This is a genomic window from Streptomyces sp. NPDC006296, from assembly GCF_040613235.1.
Taxonomy (GTDB): domain Bacteria; phylum Actinomycetota; class Actinomycetes; order Streptomycetales; family Streptomycetaceae; genus Streptomyces.
Map to the genome: position 1 here is coordinate 18250 of NZ_JBEXRT010000004.1, position 18915 is coordinate 37164.

The window sequence follows — 18915 nt, forward strand, 5'->3', positions numbered from 1 at the left end:
CCGGGTGCCGGCCCCGCGCCGAGTTCCGCTCCCCCACCGGGTGCGGCCTCAACTGCCGGGTACGGCCTCCGCGTCGGGTGCGTCCCCCGTGCCCGGTGCGGCCTCCGCGTCGGGCACGGCTTCCGACCGGCGCCGTGCCCGTTCGCGCTGGCCGGCCCGGAAGCCGTCGACCGGGCCCGTGGACGAGCGCAGCAGCGCCAGGTACTCGGCCGTCTCGCGTTCGACGGCCTCCTCGACGGTGCGGCCGAGACCGCCCATCACCGCCGCCTTCAGATGCCGCAGGCAGTCGCCCGGGACGTCGGCCAGGGTGCGGGCGAATCCGGTGGTCTCCTCGCGGAGCCGGTCGCGCGGCACCGCGCGCAGTGCCAGCCCCTTGTCGACGGCCTCGGCGGCCGACAGCCACCGGCCGGTCATCAGCAGTTCCATCGCGGGCTGCAGGCCCATCTTCCGGACGGTGCGGTGGGTGGCGCCGGCGCCCGGCATGTGACCGTACGGCGTGTGCACGTCGCCGATCGCGGCCTCCTCTGCGACCAGCACGAAGTCGCAGGCCACCACCATCTCGAAGCCGCTGGCCCGAGCCCTGGCCTGCACCATGGCGATCGTCGGCACGGGCAGGCGCTCCAGCGCGAAGACGACCCGGTTCAGACGCTCCAGGTAGGCGGCGAACAGGTCGGAGTCGGCCTCCTCGCCGTCCAGGACCTCGGTGAGGAAGCCGAGTTCACTGCCGATGCAGAAGGCCCGGTCGCCGGCGCCCGTGAGGACGAGCACCCGGCTGGAGCCGTCCTCGGCGACCCGGGCGAAGGCGTCCAGCAGCTCGTGGTGCATCTGCTCGGTGGTCGCGTTGAGCCGCTCGGGCCGGTTGAGGGTGACCCAGGCGATCCCGTCGGCCCGGTCCAGCAGGATCGTCTCGTACGCCGGTTCCGTTGCCGTCATTCCGCGAGGTCCGCCGCGAGGGGGAAGCCGGTCATGGCCTCGCCGCGCACCGTCACGTCCGCCCGGACGAAGACCAGGGCGTAGGCGCGGCGGGGGCCGTCGGTGAGGTTGGGCCCGGAGCCGTGGAGGGTGTTGGCGTGGTGGACCAGCGCGCCGCCCGCGGGCACCGGGTAGGCGACGGGTTCCTGCTCGCTGCGCGCCTCGACGAGGACGGCGCCCTCCTCGGGGCGGGTGTGCTCCACCCGGCCGAGGCGGTGGCTGCCGAGGACGTAGTGGACGCAGCCGTTCTCCGTCGTGGCGTCGTCCAGGGCCATCCAGACGGTCACCGCCTCGGGCGGGGTGAGGTGCCAGTAGCGGTTGTCCTGGTGCAGGACGAGACGGCTGCGGTCGCCCTTGCCGGCCTGCTTGTAGAAGGAGTGGTCGCGGAACAGCCGCACCGGTCCGCCGAGCAGGTTCTCGACCCGCCGGTAGAGGTCGGAGCGGCGGACCTGGATCTCGCAGGCCGGCTCCGACTGCCACAGGTTCACCTTCTGCAGCAGGGCCAGGTCCAGGGGCCTGCCCCTCCGCTCCGACAGGTCGCGGACGCCCTCGGCCGGCCGGTCTCCGTCGAAGAAGGCCCGCTCCACGCTCCCCCGGAGGTCGGTCACCTGGCCGGGTGTCAGCACGTGGTCCCAGCGGACCACTCCGTCGCGTCGGAAGACCTCGCGTTCGGCGGCTGCCGCCGGGTCCGTCGTGGTCGTGGGCTCCACCGCGCCGGCGGGCCAGGGGGAAGCGGTCATGACACTCCTCGGGAAGGGAGGCGCCGGGCAGTCGTCGTGCGGCGGGGTCGGGCCGGCCCGGGGACCGTCGCGGCCGGGCTCCGCAGCGATGCTGCCACAGGGCCGTCCCCCGGCCCATAGGCCGAGACGGCATCGCGGTGATGCGCCCGGGGCATCACCGGCGCGGGCCGGGGCCACTCATGCCGCGGGCGGGCGCCGGTGACCCGCGAATGGCATTGGACGCCGCTGTGACGTGCGTTGTCCCCTGTAATGCGGCTTGCACGCCCCACAGGACCCCGTCGACGCAGGCCGTTGGAACCGCTCCCGCCTCTTCCAGGGCGGGCAGGCACGGCACCACCACGTTCGCCACCCACGGAGCCGGGTGCACAGGCTGGGCGGGCAGTCGGTCGGTGCCCGGGGACTGTCCACGCGCAGGAGGCCAGACACGCATGCAGGTTCTACTCGTGAACGCTCGCCGGTCGTCGTACTCCGGGGAGTCGATCTCCGCACCGCAACTGGGGCTGCTCTCGCTGGCGGCGACCCTGCGGGAAGGCACCTTCCACGACACCAAGGGCACCGACGTCCGCTTCATCGACGACCAGTTGTTCGTCCTGCAGAGGCCGCTGGCCACGCCGAACGAGTTCCTGCGCGGCCACAGCCCGGACATCGTCGGCATCCAGGTCCTCACCTCCAGCCTGAAGAACGGCATCAAGCTGGGTGCCGAGAGCCGCCGCCACCACCCGAACGCGCTGGTCGTCTACGGCGGCGTGGGTGCCACTCCGCTGGCCCGCCAGCTCGTCGAGGACGGCTCCGCGGACGTCGTGGTCAAGGGCGAGGGCGAGGTCACCTTCTCCCACCTGGTCCACGAGTTCGGGAACAACGGCCGCAAGAACCTGCGCAAGGTCCGCGGCATCGTCTTCCGCGACGACGACGGCACCGTGGTCGAGACGCCGGCCGCGCCGCAGGTGATGCGTCTGGACAAGCTGCCCAAGCCGGCCCGCGACCTGGCGGACATGCAGCTGTACAACCAGATCTCCCGGGGCCGTTCCGGCAACCTCGTCACCAGCCGCGGCTGCTCGTACGCCTGCGCCTACTGCTACTCCAAGCACCAGTGGGGGGTCGGTCAGCGGCGGCACAGCGCGGAACGGGTGATCGAGGAGATCCGCGAGCTGGTCGAGGTCCACGGGTTCGACCGGATCCGCATCGAGGACGACGACTTCGTCGAGGACGTCCCGCGCATGCAGGAGCTGTGCCGGAGCATCGAGAAGTCCGGTCTGCAGGGCAAGTTCGAGTGGGAGGCCAAGGCCCGCCCGGACCTCATCGACGACGACATGGCACGCATGCTGCGCGACTCCGGCTGCTTCCGGCTGCTGGTCGGCGTCGAGACCCTGGACTGGTCGCTGCTCAAGCGGCTCGGCCGGCCGGTCAAGGTCGACGTGACCGAGCGCGCGATCGCCTCGCTGAGCAAGGTCGGGATCGGTGTACAGGCCACCCTGATCCTGGGCATCCCGGGCGAGACCGACGAGGCGATGCGCTCGACCATCACCTGGCTGCAGTCGCGGCTCGGCGACAACCGGCACGACATCGTCTCGCCCTGCTTCTTCGTGCCCTTCCACCACGAGGTGGAGAAGGACATGGCCAAGCGGGTCGACTTCACCCTGGAGACCGACGACAGCGACTGCTTCACCGGCCACATCCCGGTGACCTCCAGCAAGGCCGCGTCCATCGACGAACTGTGGAAGCTGTACGACGACATGACGCCGACGCGTCGCGACGGCAAGTACAAGCGCATCGCGTACCTGGCCGACCTGAGCACCGTCCAGACCCGGCTCGGTCTGCTCGACGGCGGCGCACCGCAGACGAAGGAACCGGCCGCGCTGGTTCCGGAGGTCCAGTGACTGCGCCGACGGCGGCCCTGGGCACGGAGCTCCTGGACGTCCCGGCGTACGACGGCTCGCGGGCGGTCATGTCGCACCGCCCGGACCTCGTCCACGACGGTGCGGGCCGGCCGGTGGCCCGGCTGGGCTCCGCCGGACGCCTCACGCAGTTCCGCATGGCGGAGGAGGCCGGGCGGGCGGCCCGTCTGATGCGCGGGATGGACGACGCGGCCTGGTTCGGCCTGCTGGGCCGGGCCGCGGACCGGGTCACCACCCGGCTGGACGACGGTGATCTGGACGGGTGGCTGCGGGCGCTGTCCGCGGTGAGCGGCCTGCCGCGGCGGCGTGCCGCCCGCGGGCTGCGCACCGCGGCCCAGGACCTCGCGCACATGGAGGAGATCCTGGCCGCGCAGTCGCCCGACGGGACGGTCGCGGCCTACCGGACCGGCGGCAGCGGTCTGGGGTGGAGCTGGCGTCCGGCGGGCCGCTCGGTGCTGGTGCGCCAGCCGGGGAACTTCCCGACCATCAACATCGAGTGGCTCCAGGCGCTGGCCACGCGTCGTCCGGTGCTGCTGAGCACCGCGGCCGCCGACCCCTTCACGCCGGTGCTCCTCACCGAGGCGCTGTACGCCGCCGGGCTGCCGGAGCACGGCGTGTCCGTGGTGCACGGTGACGCACCCGCGCTGCGCCGGCTGGCCGACCAGGTGCTGTGGCCGGGCGAGGAGGTGCCCGCCGACCTGCCGGCCGGGAAGGTGAAGACGTACCACTTCGGCCGGAGCCGTGCGGTGATCGGCGACCGGGTGCCGGAGGACACCTGGCAGCGGCTGGCCCGGGAGGCGTTCGCCGGCTGCGGCAGGCTCTGCGTGAACATCAGCTCCCTCGTCGTGCTGGGTGACCCGAAGGAGGCGGCCGAGGCGCTGGCCCGGGAGTTCGCGACCCGTCCGGTGCTGCCGCTGGACGATCACCGGGCGGCGGTGCCGGCGTTCCCGGACCGGGCGGTGCGGGACTCGATCGCGCTGCGGATCGAGCGGGAGGTGGCGGCGGGCGCGGTGGACGTCACGGCGGCCACGACCGGGGTGCCCCTGCGGGTGGACCTGGACGGCCAGGCGTTCCTGCGGCCCACGGTCCTGCTGGTGGACCCCGGATCGCCGCTGTTCGGCACGGAACTCCCCTTCCCCTTCACGGCCGTGGCGCACGTGCCCCGGTCGAAGGCGGTGGCCGCCTGTGCCGGTTCCCTGATCGTGTCCGTGGTCGGTGAGGCCGAGGGGCTGGTCCGGGCGCTCGCCGAGGAGCCGGCCGTCGACAAGGTCTTCGCCGGCGAGCTGTTCGACCGCGGTTACCACCCGTGCGACCCGCACGAGGGCCATCTCGCCGACTTCCTGTTCAAGAAGAAGGCCGTACTGCCGGACACCTCCGCGTGACCGGCCCGGACGGCAACCGAGGAGAGGGACCCGTGATGCGAAGTCCGAGCGAGTCGAGGCTCCGTCCGCTCACCGACGAGGACGTACGCCGCTTCGTCCGCCTGCACTTCGACCCGCGGGAGGGCACGCCGTACTGGCTGGAGCGCGACCGGCGGCAGGGGACCGACGCCCTGGCGAAGGTGCACGGCCTCGCGGACGCGGTCGCCCTGCTCGGGCTGCGCGACGGGCCGGACCAGATGCACTTCGAGGAGGCCGCGCGCAGGACCCCGCTGGAGAACTTCGTCCCGGCCTCGGTGCTCGCCGGGGGCGGGCCGCTGTGGGCGGCCCAGACCGGCGGCACGACGGGACCGGCGAAGCACGGCACCTGGGGCCGCCGCTACTGGGAGGACATCCTCGCCTACTCCGACGAGTTCCTGGACCTGCACGGCGTGCCCCGCGGGAAGAACTGGCTGTTCGTCGGTCCGATGGGTCCGCACACGACGGGCCGGCTGGTGGTCGCCTTCGCGGAGCGCCGCGGCGGGATGTGCTTCTCCATCGACCTCGACCCGAGGATCGTGAAGATCTTCGGCGAGGAGGGCATGACCGCCGCCTACGACCGCTATGTCGACCACATCTGGGCGCAGATCGCCGAGGTGGCCGGGTCCCAGGAGATCGGTGTCCTGTTCTGCACCTCCCGGCTGCTGGAGATGCTGCCCGAGCGGCTGGGCACGGAGGCGCTGGCGGGGGTGGAGGCCATCGTGCACGCCGGCACCACCCTGGATCCCGAGACGCACCGCCAGCTGCGCGAGGACTTCTTCCCCGGCAGGCCGGTGGTCGGGATGTACGGCACCTCGACCACCGGCATCAGCTGGCAGAAGCCCTTCGAGGCCGAGGACGAGCACCGGGTGGTGTACGTGCCGTGCCAGCCGCACATCGCCCTCGACGTCGTCGACGCGCACGGGGAGGACGTGCCCTACGGCGAGGAGGGCCGGGTGCGGGTCTGGCGGCTGACGGACGACGCCCTGCTGCCCGGTTTCTGGGAGCGGGACCGGGCCCGGCGGGTCCGTCCCTACGGGGTCGCGGCCGACCGCTATCCGTGGCCGTGGGTGGGCGATCCGTACAGCCCCGAGTTCACCGAAGGACGACGCGTCGAGGGGGTCTACTGACATGGCCGGATTTCTGCTGTCCAGTCTGCCGGGCGGTGACACCGAGGTCGAACTCCTCGGTGAGGGCCTGGGCATGGACGTCACGGTGCGGCGCGACGGCGCCGACGTGCTCGTGGTGCAGGGCGACCGCCTGGGCGACGAGGAGCCACCGCGGCAGGCGGAGCTCGCCGAGCTGGTGGCCTGGGCCGAGCGCACCCGGAGCCGCTACTGCGCCGTCCTGGTCCGTGCGGGCCGGGCGACCCTGTGGAGCGACATCGGCGCGACCTGCCCGCTGCACTGGGCGCGCGGCGCCGGGGCGCTGCTGGTGGGCACGTCGGCCGGTGCCATGCTGCCGCGGCTGGGCCGCCCGGCGGTGCTGGGCGACGCCGAGCGCGCCCTGCTGCCCGGCGGCCGGTTCGCCGGGGTCACGGCGGTCCCCGCGAACAGTGCGGTGACCGTCGTGGTGGACGCCTACGACGACGTTCCCGTGTCGGTGCACCGGCTCACGCCGCTGGCGGACCGGCCCTCGGTCACCGACCCTGACGAGGCCGTGCGGACCGTGCGGTCGGTGCTCGGCGGGTCCGTGTCGCGGCTGGCCGCGGGGGCGGACGAGATCGCCGTGTCGCTGAGCGGCGGTGTGGACTCCTCCACGGTCGCGGCCCTCTCGGTGCTGGAGGCGGGTGCTTCGGCGGTGCGCACGTACACCGTGGGCACGCCGTACGGCGACGAGTTCGCGCAGGCGGCGTGGCTGGCGGACCGGCTGGGCACCAAGCACGAGGAGGTGCTCTTCGGCCCGGACCAGCTGGCGGCGATGCTGCCCGGCATGATCCGCGCGCTGGAGACCTGGGACGTGCTCACCCTGCAGATCGCGGCGCCCGCCTGCTTCCTCCAGGACCACATCGCCACCGGCAGCCGGCAGGTGCTGCTGTCCGGGTACGGGGCGGACCTGCTGTTCGCGGGGCTCGGCGGCACCGGGGGCGAGGAGACGGTCGAGCGCGCCGTCGTGGCGCAGACCGCCGCGACCGCGCGGAGCAACGAGTTCCACCCGGCGTTCGCCGACGCCCGGCACGCCGCCGTGCGCCACCCGTACTGGTCGCGGGAGGTGATGGCCGCGGCGCTGGACATCCGCGGACGGCTCAAGGTCCGCGCCGGTGAGGCGAAGTGGGTGCTGCGCAGCGCCGCCGCCGAGGTCCTGCCGGCGGAGGTGGCCTGGCGGCCCAAGCGCGGTATCCACGAGGGCACCGCGATGAGCAGGATGTTCGCCGTCGCCCTGGGCACGGACGACCCCGCCGCCCAGGCCGGGCGGCTGTACGCGATGGCCACCGAGATCTTCGGGGACGGCGGGCCGGAGGCCGGCCGGCGCGACGCGGACCGTGAACGACGTGTGGGAGGCATGGAATGAGGGTTCTGCTGGTGTGGCCTCGCAACGAACGGGCTCTCCTCAGCGATCGGCTGAGCTGCTGCGAACCGCTGCCGCTGGAGTATCTCGGGGGTGCGCTGCGCGGTCACCACGACGTGGCGATCCACGACCTGCGGCTCGACGAGCCGCTGGAGCGGTACGCGGCGACCCACGAACCGCCGGACCTGGTGGGTGTGGCGATCCCCTACACCACCAGTGTCCGGGTGTCGCGTGAGGTGAGCCGTGAGGTCCGCCGCCTGTGGCCGGACGTGCCGATCGTGCTGGGCGGCCACCATCCGACGGTCTCGGCGGAGTGGCTCGACGGCTTCGCCGCGGACTGGGTGGTGGCCGGCGAGGGCGGCGCCCCGCTGAACCGGCTGGCCGCCGACCTGGAGGCCGGCCGTGCCCCGCAGACGGGGCCGGGGCTGGCGCCGTACGACTCCCGCACCGGCCTGGAGCGCGACCGTCGGCCCCGCCCCGCGGCGCTCAACGACCTTCCGATGCCGGACCGTTCGCTGCTGTCCCACCACCGGCAGGACTACTTCCACTCGATCTACCGCCCGGTGAACCTGATCAGGTTCACCGCGGGCTGTCCGTACACCTGCAAGTTCTGTTCGCTGTGGCGGATGACGGACCGGCGCTACCTGGTCAAGGACATCGACCGGGTCCTCGCCGAGATCGCCGACATCGACGGCGACAACCTCTACGTCGTGGACGACGAGGCGTTCATCCAGCCCGCGCGCATGCTGGAGCTCGCGGACGCCATCGACAAGGCCGGCTTCCGCAAGCGGTTCCACATGTACATCCGCACCGACACCGCGCTGCGCCGCCCCGATGTGATCGCCCGCTGGGCGGAGATCGGTCTGGACTCGGTGCTGGTGGGGGCGGAGTCGATGACCGACGACGAGCTGTCCGGCTACCGCAAGGGCACCGACTCCGACCAGACCCGGCGGGCCCTGGACCTCTTCCACAGCAACCAGGTGAAGGTGCGGGCCAACTTCATCGTCCAGCCCGAGTGGCTCGACGAGGACTTCGCCCGGCTCGGCCGGACCGTGGAGGAGCTGCAGGTGGACATGCCGAGCTTCTCGGTGCTGACCCCGCTGCCCGGCACCGACCTGTACGACGAGAGCCGGGACCAGCACATCAGCGACGACCCCGAGCTGTTCGACTGCTACCACTCGCTCTTCCCGACGCGGCTGCCGCTGGAGAAGTTCTACCATCGGCTCGCCGACCTGCTGGCGGGAGCGAGTGCCCGCCCCGCTCCGGGTGTCGCCTCGGGTGAGGACCCCTCGGTCTTCTACTACTCCGACAACAGCGCCTTCGACGAGATGCTGAGCGGGATCCGCCTGTCCGGCGTGCCGGGCCGGACCCGGGAGCCGGAGCGTGTCCCGAGCACCGGCTGACGCCGTCCTCCTCCCCCGCCCGCACCGGCCCGCCGGTGCCGTCCCGCCGCTGAGCAGTTCCGACCCCGAGGAGCCGTGACCCGAGCATGTCCGCCGAATCCTCCCGCCGCCGCAAGGTGTACTTCATCGGCCTCAACGCGGTGCCCTTCCTCCCCCTGGTCGCCGGACTCCTGCGCACCTACGCGGAACAGGACGAGCAGATCGCGGCCTCCTACGACTTCCAGGAGCCGCTGTTCCTCGTCGCCCCCGTGCAGGAGATGGCGGACGGCATCACCGAGCCGGACGTCCTCGCGCTGTCCTGCTACGTGTGGAACTTCCGCCGGCAGATGAAGGTGGCGAAGATCCTCAAGGAGCGCCATCCGGAGATGCTCGTGGTGGCCGGCGGGCCGCACGTGCCGGACCGGGTGGGCGACTTCTTCACGGAGCACCCCTACGTCGACGTCCTGGCGCACGGGGAGGGCGAGGTGGCCTTCAGGGAGCTGCTGTCCACCCGGCTCTCGGACCGTCCGGACTACACCGGCGTGCCCGGGGTGACGGTGAACGCGGGCGCCGCGCCGGTCGCCGGGCCGCCCGCCCGGCGGCTGCCCCGGCGGATCGAGACCCCGAGCCCCTATCTGAACGGGGTGATGGACGGGGCGGTGGAGACCTGCCGCGAGCGCGGCCTGCGCTTCTACGCCCTGTGGGAGACCAACCGCGGCTGCCCGTACTCCTGCGCCTTCTGCGACTGGGGCTCGGCGACGATGAGCGCCCTGCGGCAGTTCGAGGAGGACCGCCTCCAGCACGAGATCGACTGGTTCGCGCGCAACGACGTGGAGGACCTGTTCATCTGCGACGCCAACTTCGGGATCATGCCCCGTGACCTGGAGATCGCGCACGCGCTGGCGGAGGCGCGCACGGAGGCCGGGTCCCCGAAGCAGATCCGGGTGAACTTCGCCAAGAACTCCAACGACCGGGTCTTCGAGATCAGCAAGGCCTGGCACGACGCGGACCTGCTGATGGGTACCACGCTGTCCATGCAGAGCACGGACATGGACGTCCTGGAGGCCATCGACCGCAAGAACATCGGCCTGGAGAACTACCGCAAGCTCCAGCAGCGGTACACCGTCGAGGACATCCACACCTACACCGAGCTGATCCTGGGGCTGCCGCTGGAGACCGCGCGCACCTTCCGCGACGGCATCGGCTCGCTGCTGGAGGCCGGCAACCACGAGGACCTGCGGGTCTACGAGTTCGGCATCCTGCCCAACGCGCCGATCAACACCCCGGAGAAGATAGCCGGGTACGGCCTGCGCACCGTGCCCAAGCGCCTCTACGTCGAGCGGCCGGACACCCCGGACGACGAGGCGGAGACCATGGACATGGTCATGGAGACCGGTGCCATGCCCCGGGACGAGTGGGTCGAGTCCTTCGCCTTCGTGCAGGCGGTGCAGTTCCTGCACAACGGCTGCTACACCCGGTACCTGTCGATCTACCTGCGGCAGGAGCACGGGATCGGCTACACCGCCTTCTACGAGGGGCTGCAGAACCACTTCACCGCCCGGCCCTCCAGCTTCATCGGCTCCCTCTACCTGCGGATGCGCAGCCTGTACCAGGACTACATCGACATCCCGACGCTGCCGCTGGCCAACCTGGTCGCCAGCCAGCCCGACCTGGCCGCCCACCTCGCCCCGTACGGCAGGCGGCGGGGCTGGACGATCGACAACTGGGGCTGGCTGCGGGTGGCCACCGAGTTCGACCGGTTCCACGCCGAACTGGCCGACTACCTCGTCACGCTGGGGCTCGACCCCGCCCGGGACGCGCGGCTGCGCGACGTGCTGCGCTTCCAGCAGGACGTGATGCTGCGACCGGACTACGACCCGCAGCAGGGCAAGTCCGGTGCGTACGACCACGACTGGCCGCACTACTTCGGCGGCGGGGAGCTGCGCGCGCACCGCGTCCGGGTGGACTACACCGACCAGCGGTTCGGCGCGAACGGCCGCTTCCGCCCGGCCCCGGACGACCTGAAGGCGTTCGCCCTGGCGGCCATCGGCCCGAGCTACCCGGTCTCCCGGATCGGGCACTACCGGCACCGCATGGAGTCCGCCGAGGTGACGCCCCGGGCGGAGCCCGCGCTCAGCGAGCAGCGGTGACCGCGGGCCCCGACGCCCCGGCCGCCGTCCTGCCGCACCGTGCGGCACTGGCCGTGCTCGCCGGGGCCTGCGGCCTGTTCGCGCTGCTCCAGCTCGGTGTGGCGACCCTGCTGCCGCAGATCCGGGACGCGTTCGGTGTGTCCGGCTCGGACGCCGCGTGGGTGGTCTCCGGGCACCTGCTGGTCGGCTGTGTCGCGACCCCGGTGGTGAGCCGGCTGGGCGATCTGTACGGCCGGCGCGCGGTGCTGCTGGGCGTGCTGGCCGTGGTGGCGGCGGCCTCCGTCGTGTCGGCGCTCACCGGGTCGTTCACCGTGCTGCTCGTCGCCCGCCTGGTGCAGGGGGTGGCCGCCGGTCTGTTCCCGCTGTGCGTCGGGCTGCTGCGGGAGGGCTTCCCCGAGCGGTCGCTGTCCGGTCCGTCGGGACTGCTGTCCGCCGCCTTCGGCACCGGCGGCGGGGCCGGCATCGTCCTGGCGGGGCTGTTCGGCGGCGGGCTCCCGGCCGTGCGCGGGCTGTTCGCGACGGCGGCGCTGCTGGCGGTGGTGCTGCTGGTGGTGGGCGCCCTGGTGCTGCCCGAGACCCCGCGCCGGCCCGCCACCCGCATCGACGTACCGGGGCTGCTGCTCCTGGGGACCGTCAGCACCTGTCTGCTGCTGGCGCTGACACGGTACGGCCAGGAGGGCGTCGGTTCGGTCACCGGTGCCACGCTGCTCGTGCTCGCGGCGGCGGGCGGCGCCCTGCTGCTCCGGGTGGAACGCCGGTCGCCGGAACCGGTGCTGGACATGCGGCTGATGTCGCGCCGGCCGCTCCTCTGCCTGAACGTGGTCAGCCTGATGACCGGGCTGGTGATGTTCCAGATCGGCGTGCTCGCGCCGGCCCTGGTGGCGGCCCCCCGGGACACGGGGTACGGCCTCGGCGCCGGGGGCGCCGTGCTGACGCTGGTCATGCTGCCGATGCAGGTCGGCGCGCTGTCCGGCGGGCTGCTGTCCGGCTGGCTGCGGGAGTCGGGCCGGGTGACGGCCCGCTCCCTGATGGCCACCAGCACGGTCCTGTTCGCGGCCGGGCCCGTCGTGTTCGCCCTGCTGCCGTCCGCCGCCGCGGGCCTGGCCCTCGGCACGGCCCTGAACGGTCTGGCCACCGGGCTGCTGGGCGGGGCGATGGCGGAGCTGCTGGTGCAGGCCTCGCCGAGCGGGTCGACCGCGGTGACGGTCGGTCTGAACAGCGTGCTGCGCAACCTCGGCGGGGCCTTCGGTGTGCAGGTGGGCTCCATGGTGCTGGCGGTGTCCGGCGGGGCGTCGGGCGATCCCTCGGCCGCCGCGTACCGCATCGTGTTCGTGGGCTCGGCGGTGCTGGCCGTCGTGGCGGTGGGCGCGGCCTTCCTCTTCCCCCGCAGGCAGGTGTCCGGGCAGGATGTTCCGGTGCCGCCCGGCCACACCTCGCGTCCGATCCGGCCAACGACCTGAGGGCCGGGTTCCGCGGGGCGGGCTCCGGCCTACCGTGGGCCGGGACCGGGGAACCGCCGGGCACGACCCCGTCACGGCGTGCGAGCGCCGGGGCGGGACGGGGGAGAGAGGTGAGCGGAGTGTTCGATCTGCGCCGTTCGGACGTGGTGCTGCTGCAGGCGGTGGCGGACCACGGAAGTCTTCACGCGGTCGAGCGGGACGGCTGGATGACGCAGTCGTCCGCCAGCCGCCGGCTCGTCAAACTCGAACGCAGGCTGCGTACCCCGCTGGTGGTCCGCGGCGCCACCGGTACCGAGCCGACCGAGGCGGGGTACGCGCTCCTGCACGTCGGGCGGCGTCTGCTGGCGGCGATCGACTTCGCGATCGCCACCACCCATCACGGCGCCGACGCGGCGAGCCGGCTGCCCGTGGTGGAGTTCGCGGTGGGGACGGAGTGGGCGCACGGCCTGGACCAGCACCTGGCCGGGCGCTTCCCGGACGTGGTGTTCGACATCGTGCCGGACGACAGCCACCGGGTCTGGCAGCGCTTCGAGCGGTACGCCGCCGACGCCGCTCTGGGCTGGGAGACGGCGCGGCGGCCGGTCGCGCGGCGCGGCGGCGTGCTGATGCGGACCGTCGCCGAGGAGCCCCAGCAGATCGCCCTGCCCCTCGGGCACCCCCTCGCGGCACGGGAGATCCTGGACCTGCGCGATCTGACCGGCACGGACTGGGTGGCCGTGGTCGGCGGGGACTCCGGCGACGACCAGGGCTGGGCCCTGTCCCGGCTCACACCGGTTCCGCAGGTCAGCTTCACGGTGCGCTCGCAGGGGGCGGCCCTGGACCTGGTGCGCCGCGGGTACGGCATCGCGCTCGTCTCCCCCTCGTCGCTGGGCGGGAGCGCCGGCCCCGGGGTCGTGCTGCGCCCGCTGCGGCAGAAGTTCGTCCGCAGGCTGCGGCTGGCCGTCGACCCGCTGGCGATACCGGATCCGCTCGCCGAGGAGCTGTGCGGCTGGCTGCGCCGCCGCTACGCGCTGCGGACGGCGGCGGAGGGCACAGGCGTGGAGGGCGCCGGAGGGGACGGGGCTCCGGGCGCCGCGGGCCGGCCGGCTCCGGCCGCGGTGCCGGGTGCGGCTCCCCCGGCGGTCCTGCTGTCGGAGCTGCACTGGTCGGCGGCGGACCGCTGTGCCGGTTTCGAGCCCGAACACCTGCACCTGCTCCGGGTGATCGCGCGGACCGGCAGTCTCAACCAGGCGGCCGCGGCCCTGCTGGTGACCCAGCCCGCGCTGACCCGTCGTATCCACCGGCTGGAGGCGAGCTGCGGTCTGCCGCTCGTGCGGAGCACGGCCCGCGGCACCTCCCTGTCGCCCACCGCGCGGCGGCTGCTGGCCTGTACGGGGCCGGCCGAGCACCGGCTCGACGCCCTGACCGGCCGGCTGCGCGAGGGCGATCCGGCTTCCGTGCCGGACGCCGCGGAATCCGCGGCGGAACCCACGGCGTCCGGTCCTCCGGTCAGGGTCCGGACGGCACCCCGCTGAGGTGCTCCTCGACGGCCCGGCGCCCGGCGGGCGGCAGCAGCGGTGCCAGGGCGAGGGCCGTCTCCCGCGGTGTCCGGTGGTGGACCCCGGCCATCCCCAGGGCCCGGGCCGCCCGGACGTTGCGTCCGAGGTCGTCGATGAGGACGCACGCGTCGAGCGGACGGTCCAGCAGCCGCGCGGTGTGCCGGAAGATCTCCGGCTCCGGCTTGCGCAGGCCGACCTCGCAGGAGATCACCACGGCGTCGAACAGGGCGTCCCAGCCCCGCCGGTCGTACGTGTGCCCCCAGGAGTTGGAGAGCAGGGCGACCTTCAGGCCGGCCCCGCGCAGGACCCGCAGCAGGTCCGCCATGGCCGGCTCGTCGGTGAACGGTGCGAACATCCGGTCCACCAGGCCCTCGGCGGCCGGCGGCGTACCGTCGCGGCGCCGGACCAGCGTGGCCAGCGTCGCCTCGAAGTCGGCCACCGGCAGCTCGCCCCGCTCCACGAGGTGGAACTGACGCGCCGCCGGACCGGGCACCGCGTCCGGCCCCAGGACCCGGCCCAGAGCCGCGTGGAACTCCTCGGCGTCCACCCCGTCGGCGTCGGCCCACGCGGCGATCCCGTCGGCGAAGGACCGGGTGAGGACGCCGCCCCAGTCGACGACGATCCCCGACACCTCGGCCACGGTCTTCCCCCTCGTCCTCGTGCCGGTCCTCGTGTGTGTGCTCGTGCTCAAGCCCGGGCCCGTGCGCAGGCGGTGGCTCCGGCGGGCCCCGCCGGTCCTGTTCCAGGGTGCACGTCCCGTCCGGTGTCCGCAGCCCGCCCCCGCCGATCCGCCCTATGCCATTTGAGGGGTGCGTCGATCCGTCTCCGTGGAGGCGTTGCCGCCGTCCGGAGGGGCGGCACATAGTCGAGCGGTACGCCGTCGTGACAGCAGGCCCACACGTACCGGAGGGTGACACGGATGCAGCTCGGTCGGCCAGTGGAAGAAATCGTCCGCGAACTGGACGAGAACGGGTTCGCCCCACTCGACGATCTGGTTCCCGAGTCGGTCCTGGAGGTCATGCGCCGCGGTTGCGACGACCTGATCGGCCGGACCCGGGAGATGCGGCACAGCAGTCAGGGCTGGCAGTTGGAGGCCGAGGGGGAGGGCGGCGGCTGGGCGGCCCGTGCCTCGGGCCGTGAGGGGATACCGGGCAAGGTGCGGGTGGTGGGCTTCGCCCACGAGCACTCCCCCGAGCTCGCCAAGGTGCCCGAACTGCTCGGCCTGAACGAGAACCTGGTGGAGCCGCTGCACGGACTGCCCGGCGACTTCTACAACACGTATCTGTGGGCCAAGCCCTCGGAGGTCGGCTCGGAGAAGCCCTGGCACCAGGACGCGCTCTTCCTCAAGGAGGAGTTCTACGAGACCTACGAGGACGTCTTCACCATCTGGATCGCGGTGGACGACGCCCGCGAGGACAACGGCTGCCTCCGTTTCCTGCCGGGCTCGCACCGCGGCAACGTCCTGCAGGAGCCGAGCGGCATCGACCGCGCGGACCTCTTCGCCTCACCGCGCGAACCCTCGCTGGACATCGAGCAGCTGTGGCCCGACCTGACGCCGGTCACCCTACCCAGGCGCCCCGGTTCGGCGGTCATCTTCAGGGCCTTCACCGCACACACCTCCGCCCCCAACATCACCGTCGACCAGCGGCGTGCCGTCAGTTACGTCTACTCGCTGCCGCGCCGCACCGGCACCGCGGGAGCCGGCCGGTGACGGCTGCGGTCCCCGGGGGCTCCCTCGGCACCGCCTCGCCCGGGGGCCGGGCGCCCGTCCTGCGCCCGCTGGACCCCGCGGTCCACACCGACACGGTCCGGGAGCTCGCGCGCGCCCGGGACCTGGCGGCGCTGGGCCGGGAGGAGACCACCCGGGCCTGGATCGCGGGGAGGCTCACGGCGCCGGGAGCGGATCCCGCGCGTGACGCCCGGCTGTGCCTGGGACCCGCCGGCGACGTGGTCGGGGCGGCCTGGGCCGGGCGCACCTCGGGGGTGGCCGGCTGGGTCGTCGAGGTCGTCCTGGGCCCGGGTGCCTCCGCGGCCGACGGGACCGGGCTGCTGGACTTCGCGGTGACACGCGTCCGCGAGACGCTCGGCGGTCCGGACGGCGCGGAGCGGGCGACGCTGTCCTGCTTCACGTCGGAGGGCGAGCGGACCCTCCGTGCGGCGTTGCGGGACCGGGGTTTCGGGGCGCCCCGCGGCTATCACCGCATGTCGGTCGCGGCGGACGACGCCGTCCCGCACCTCCCCGACGTCCCCGGCGCGGTGGTTCGCCCCCTGAGCGGGGAGGCGGACCTGCGGGCCTTCCACCGGGCGAAGAACCGGGCGTACGCCGCCGAGGAGGCCGGCAAGGAGGAGGACTCCTTCGACGCCTGGTCCCGGTGGTACCGGTCCGACCCGGGGGTCGACCCGGAGCAGTGTGCGCTGCTCGAACTCGACGGTGCCGTCGTGGGGTTCGTGAACATCACCGACCGGATGCTGGACAGCCGCGGCGTGGCCTACGTACGGCAGCTGGGCATCGACCCGTCGGTGCGCGGCAGAGCGCTGGGGACGGTGCTGCTGGGGTGGGCGATGGGCGAGGCGCGGCGCCGCGGCAGGTCCGGGATGGTCCTCACGGTGGACCGGGAGAACCTCCGGGCGCGCGCCCTGTACCGGCGGCTCGGCTGGCGGGTGGAGTCCCGCTGGGACGACGTACGGCGCACCGTCACCCTGCCGCGCGGCGGTCATGACTGAGGAGGCCGCCGGGGCGGCCCCGCCCCGTTCAGTCCTTCCCGATGATCCGCCGCATCCGGGCCTGGGCCTCGCCCGCCCCGAACGCCCGGCGGTGCGACTCCTTGGCCTCGGCCCGGACGCGCTCCAGACCCTCCACGAACGGCGCGTTGACCCGGGGGCGGGTCCCCTGCACCGCGGCGGGCGTGTAGCCGGCGATGGTGCGGGCCAGTTCCACGGCGCGGTCCAGCACCTCCGCGGAGGGGCGCACCTCGTGGAGCAGGCCGTCCTGGAGCGCCCGCTCGGCGGGCCACTCCTCGCAGGTGTAGAGCATCCGCTGCATGACGGCGGTGCCGACGGTGTAGCGCAGCATGAACCCGCCGAAGTTGCAGGCGATGCCGACCCGGAGTTCGGGCATCACCAGCCGGGCGGCGTCCGAGGCCACGCGGTAGTCGCAGCACAGGGCGATCTGCAGGCCGATGCCGATGGCGTAGCCGTCGATGGCCGCCACCACCGGCTTGGAGATGCCGGCGATCGCCGTGTACAGGTCGGTGATGTCGTCGATCCAGGCGCTCACCTCGTCCCCGCCGGTGAAGGCGGAGACCTCGTTGAAGTCGCCGCCCACCCCGAAGGAGCGCCCGGAGCCGCCGTGGAGCACGACGGAACGGACGGCGTCGTCCTGGTCGATGTCGTGCATCAGCGCGGTCAGTTCCTGCATACGGGCCCGGCTGAACGGATTCTGTTCGTGCGCCCCGGAAAACTCCACCAGAACGACGCCGTCACCGATGTGGGAGTAACCGAGGGATTTACAGACGCCCTGGGAGGACTGGGACGGCACCGACATCGGCGGCCTCTTTTCTCGTTCTTTCGGATTACCTTCGGAACCCGATCGCCGAAGCACACTAGGCGCGTCGCGCAAGCCGGGTCAATGGCCGTTCCAGCCACCGGATATCTCACTCGGACATTCCCGACGGAATCGCCTCGGGTGACCCCTTTCCCACCCCGCACGAGAGCCGAAGAAGAGCCACGGAAGAGGATTCGAAGGAATGCTGGAAAATGATGTGCAGGTTCCGCTGACCATCGTCCTCGGGACCGGACGCTGCGGGTCGACGATGCTGTCCGACCTGGTGAACCTGCATCCCGGAGCGCTCAGCCTGAGTGAGTTCTTCGCCTGTCTGGATCCGGGCGTCTTCCCCGGCGGCACGCTGGACGGGCCGGCCTTCTGGAAAGTGCTGGGCACCCCGCGACTGAAACCGAACGTGCTCATGAGCCGCGGGGTCACGGTGCCGGAATACCGGTATCCGGTCGGCTCGGGCCGTTATGCGGCCGGTGAAGTCCCGGCCCTCAGTCTGATGACCCTGCCGCCCCTCACCGAGGACCCGGACGAGCTGTTCGACCGTATACGTGACGAGGTCACCGGGTGGTCCGCCGCACCGGTCTCCCGCCAGTACCTGCGGCTCTTCTCGTGGTGGGCTTCCTCGTGCGGCCGTGATGTCGTCGTGGAGCGTTCAGGAGCGTCCTTGCGATTCCTTCCCGAGCTGCTCACACAATTCCCCGCGGCGCGGTTCGTGCACATGTACCGGGACGGCCCGGACTCCGCCGTGTCGATGAGCCGCCACCCGCTGTTCCGGCTGGGCGTGCTGATCGGGGACATGCGTGCGGAGCTGGGCGTGGACCCCTACCGGAGTCCGGACCCCGGTCACAGCGACCGGCTCCCGGAGCGGCTGCGCCCGTTCGCTCCCGACGGTCTGGACGCGGCGGCACTCGCGGACGCGGACATCCCCCTGGCCCGCTTCGGTGACATGTGGTCACGGGCCACGGGCGCGCTCCGGCATCTCGACGGGCTGCCGCCGGAGCGGCTGCTGCACCTCTCCTACGACGCCGTGGTGGCCGATCCGGTGCCTCGGCTGACCGCGTTCGGCCGGTTCGCGGGACTGGCCGATCCGGAGGAGTGGGCCGCGCTCGCCGCCGGGCGGGTCGACCGGAAACGGGCCGGGGCCGGGAACCGGCTCTCCCCGGACCGGGCGGAGGAGCTCCGCCTGGCCTGCGTACCGGGCAACCGCCGCCTCGGCGCACTGCTGGGCGAGCCGGCGGGGGCCGCTCCCTGAGGTGACGGCGGTCCACGCCGGTGCCTGCCCGCCTCCGGTGCGTACACCGGAGGCGGGCACCGGGC

15 protein-coding genes are annotated in these 18915 nt (G+C 73.0%); 11 read left to right on the forward strand and 4 right to left on the reverse strand.

Translation table 11 applies throughout. The annotated features are described in order from the left end of the window. Positions 1 to 48 precede the first annotated feature (48 nt). The gene (locus tag ABZ172_RS03820) at positions 49 to 933 is read right to left on the reverse strand and encodes an enoyl-CoA hydratase/isomerase family protein (RefSeq protein WP_356879865.1); all 885 of its coding nucleotides are present in this window, start codon (positions 931 to 933) and stop codon (positions 49 to 51) included. Continuing rightward, positions 930 to 1712 (reverse strand): phytanoyl-CoA dioxygenase family protein, encoded by a 783-nt coding sequence (locus ABZ172_RS03825; RefSeq protein ID WP_356879867.1) that lies wholly within the window; start codon positions 1710 to 1712, stop codon positions 930 to 932. Before ABZ172_RS03825 ends, ABZ172_RS03820 begins: the two co-directional genes overlap by 4 nt. 428 nt (positions 1713 to 2140) lie before the next feature. Between ABZ172_RS03825 and ABZ172_RS03830 the strand changes: the two genes are divergently transcribed. The 8 genes from ABZ172_RS03830 (at position 2141) to ABZ172_RS03865 (ending at position 14018) form a co-directional block, all read left to right on the forward strand. Beyond that, positions 2141 to 3589, forward strand: coding sequence for a radical SAM protein (locus ABZ172_RS03830; RefSeq protein WP_356879869.1), 1449 nt, complete (start codon positions 2141 to 2143; stop codon positions 3587 to 3589). Then, the gene (locus ABZ172_RS03835) at positions 3586 to 4989 is read left to right on the forward strand and encodes an oxidoreductase (protein ID WP_356879871.1); all 1404 of its coding nucleotides are present in this window, start codon (positions 3586 to 3588) and stop codon (positions 4987 to 4989) included. The genes ABZ172_RS03830 and ABZ172_RS03835 overlap by 4 nt, the downstream gene beginning before the upstream one ends. A 35-nt stretch (positions 4990 to 5024) precedes the next feature. Then, positions 5025 to 6134 (forward strand): AMP-binding protein, encoded by a 1110-nt coding sequence (locus ABZ172_RS03840; RefSeq protein ID WP_356880217.1) that lies wholly within the window; start codon positions 5025 to 5027, stop codon positions 6132 to 6134. A 1-nt stretch (position 6135) separates the two neighbouring features. Beyond that, complete coding sequence (locus ABZ172_RS03845) at positions 6136 to 7515, forward strand: asparagine synthase C-terminal domain-containing protein (RefSeq protein WP_356879873.1); 1380 nt, start codon at positions 6136 to 6138, stop codon at positions 7513 to 7515. Beyond that, a complete protein-coding gene (locus ABZ172_RS03850; protein ID WP_356879875.1) occupies positions 7512 to 8915 on the forward strand; it encodes a radical SAM protein in 1404 nt (467 codons plus the stop codon). The genes ABZ172_RS03845 and ABZ172_RS03850 overlap by 4 nt, the downstream gene beginning before the upstream one ends. Before the next feature lie 86 nt (positions 8916 to 9001). Then, positions 9002 to 11044, forward strand: a complete 2043-nt coding sequence (locus ABZ172_RS03855) for a cobalamin-dependent protein (RefSeq protein WP_356879877.1) — start codon at positions 9002 to 9004, stop codon at positions 11042 to 11044. Further along, the gene (locus ABZ172_RS03860; RefSeq protein WP_356879879.1) at positions 11041 to 12504 is read left to right on the forward strand and encodes an MFS transporter; all 1464 of its coding nucleotides are present in this window, start codon (positions 11041 to 11043) and stop codon (positions 12502 to 12504) included. The genes ABZ172_RS03855 and ABZ172_RS03860 overlap by 4 nt, the downstream gene beginning before the upstream one ends. Before the next feature lie 119 nt (positions 12505 to 12623). Next, complete coding sequence (locus ABZ172_RS03865; RefSeq protein ID WP_356879881.1) at positions 12624 to 14018, forward strand: LysR family transcriptional regulator; 1395 nt, start codon at positions 12624 to 12626, stop codon at positions 14016 to 14018. On the opposite strand, the gene ABZ172_RS03870 is transcribed toward ABZ172_RS03865, so the two are convergent. Then, entirely contained in the window at positions 13993 to 14682 is a 690-nt protein-coding gene (locus ABZ172_RS03870; protein WP_356879883.1) for an HAD family phosphatase, read from the reverse strand. The two genes, ABZ172_RS03865 and ABZ172_RS03870, sit on opposite strands and share 26 nt — an antisense overlap. A gap of 297 nt (positions 14683 to 14979) precedes the next feature. Between ABZ172_RS03870 and ABZ172_RS03875 the strand changes: the two genes are divergently transcribed. Together ABZ172_RS03875 and ABZ172_RS03880 are read left to right on the forward strand one after the other, a co-directional pair. Further along, positions 14980 to 15753, forward strand: coding sequence for a phytanoyl-CoA dioxygenase family protein (locus ABZ172_RS03875; RefSeq protein ID WP_356879885.1), 774 nt, complete (start codon positions 14980 to 14982; stop codon positions 15751 to 15753). Further along, positions 15750 to 16766 carry a GNAT family N-acetyltransferase gene (locus tag ABZ172_RS03880; protein WP_356879887.1) on the forward strand — a complete coding sequence of 339 codons (1017 nt, stop codon included), beginning with the start codon at positions 15750 to 15752 and terminating at the stop codon, positions 16764 to 16766. The genes ABZ172_RS03875 and ABZ172_RS03880 overlap by 4 nt, the downstream gene beginning before the upstream one ends. 28 nt (positions 16767 to 16794) lie before the next feature. Here ABZ172_RS03880 and ABZ172_RS03885 read toward each other — a convergent pair whose 3' ends face one another. Continuing rightward, the gene (locus ABZ172_RS03885; protein WP_356879889.1) at positions 16795 to 17586 is read right to left on the reverse strand and encodes an enoyl-CoA hydratase/isomerase family protein; all 792 of its coding nucleotides are present in this window, start codon (positions 17584 to 17586) and stop codon (positions 16795 to 16797) included. Positions 17587 to 17788: 202 nt separating this feature from the next. Between ABZ172_RS03885 and ABZ172_RS03890 the strand changes: the two genes are divergently transcribed. Beyond that, positions 17789 to 18850 (forward strand): hypothetical protein, encoded by a 1062-nt coding sequence (locus ABZ172_RS03890; protein WP_356879891.1) that lies wholly within the window; start codon positions 17789 to 17791, stop codon positions 18848 to 18850. The last annotated feature ends 65 nt before the right edge of the window (positions 18851 to 18915 follow it).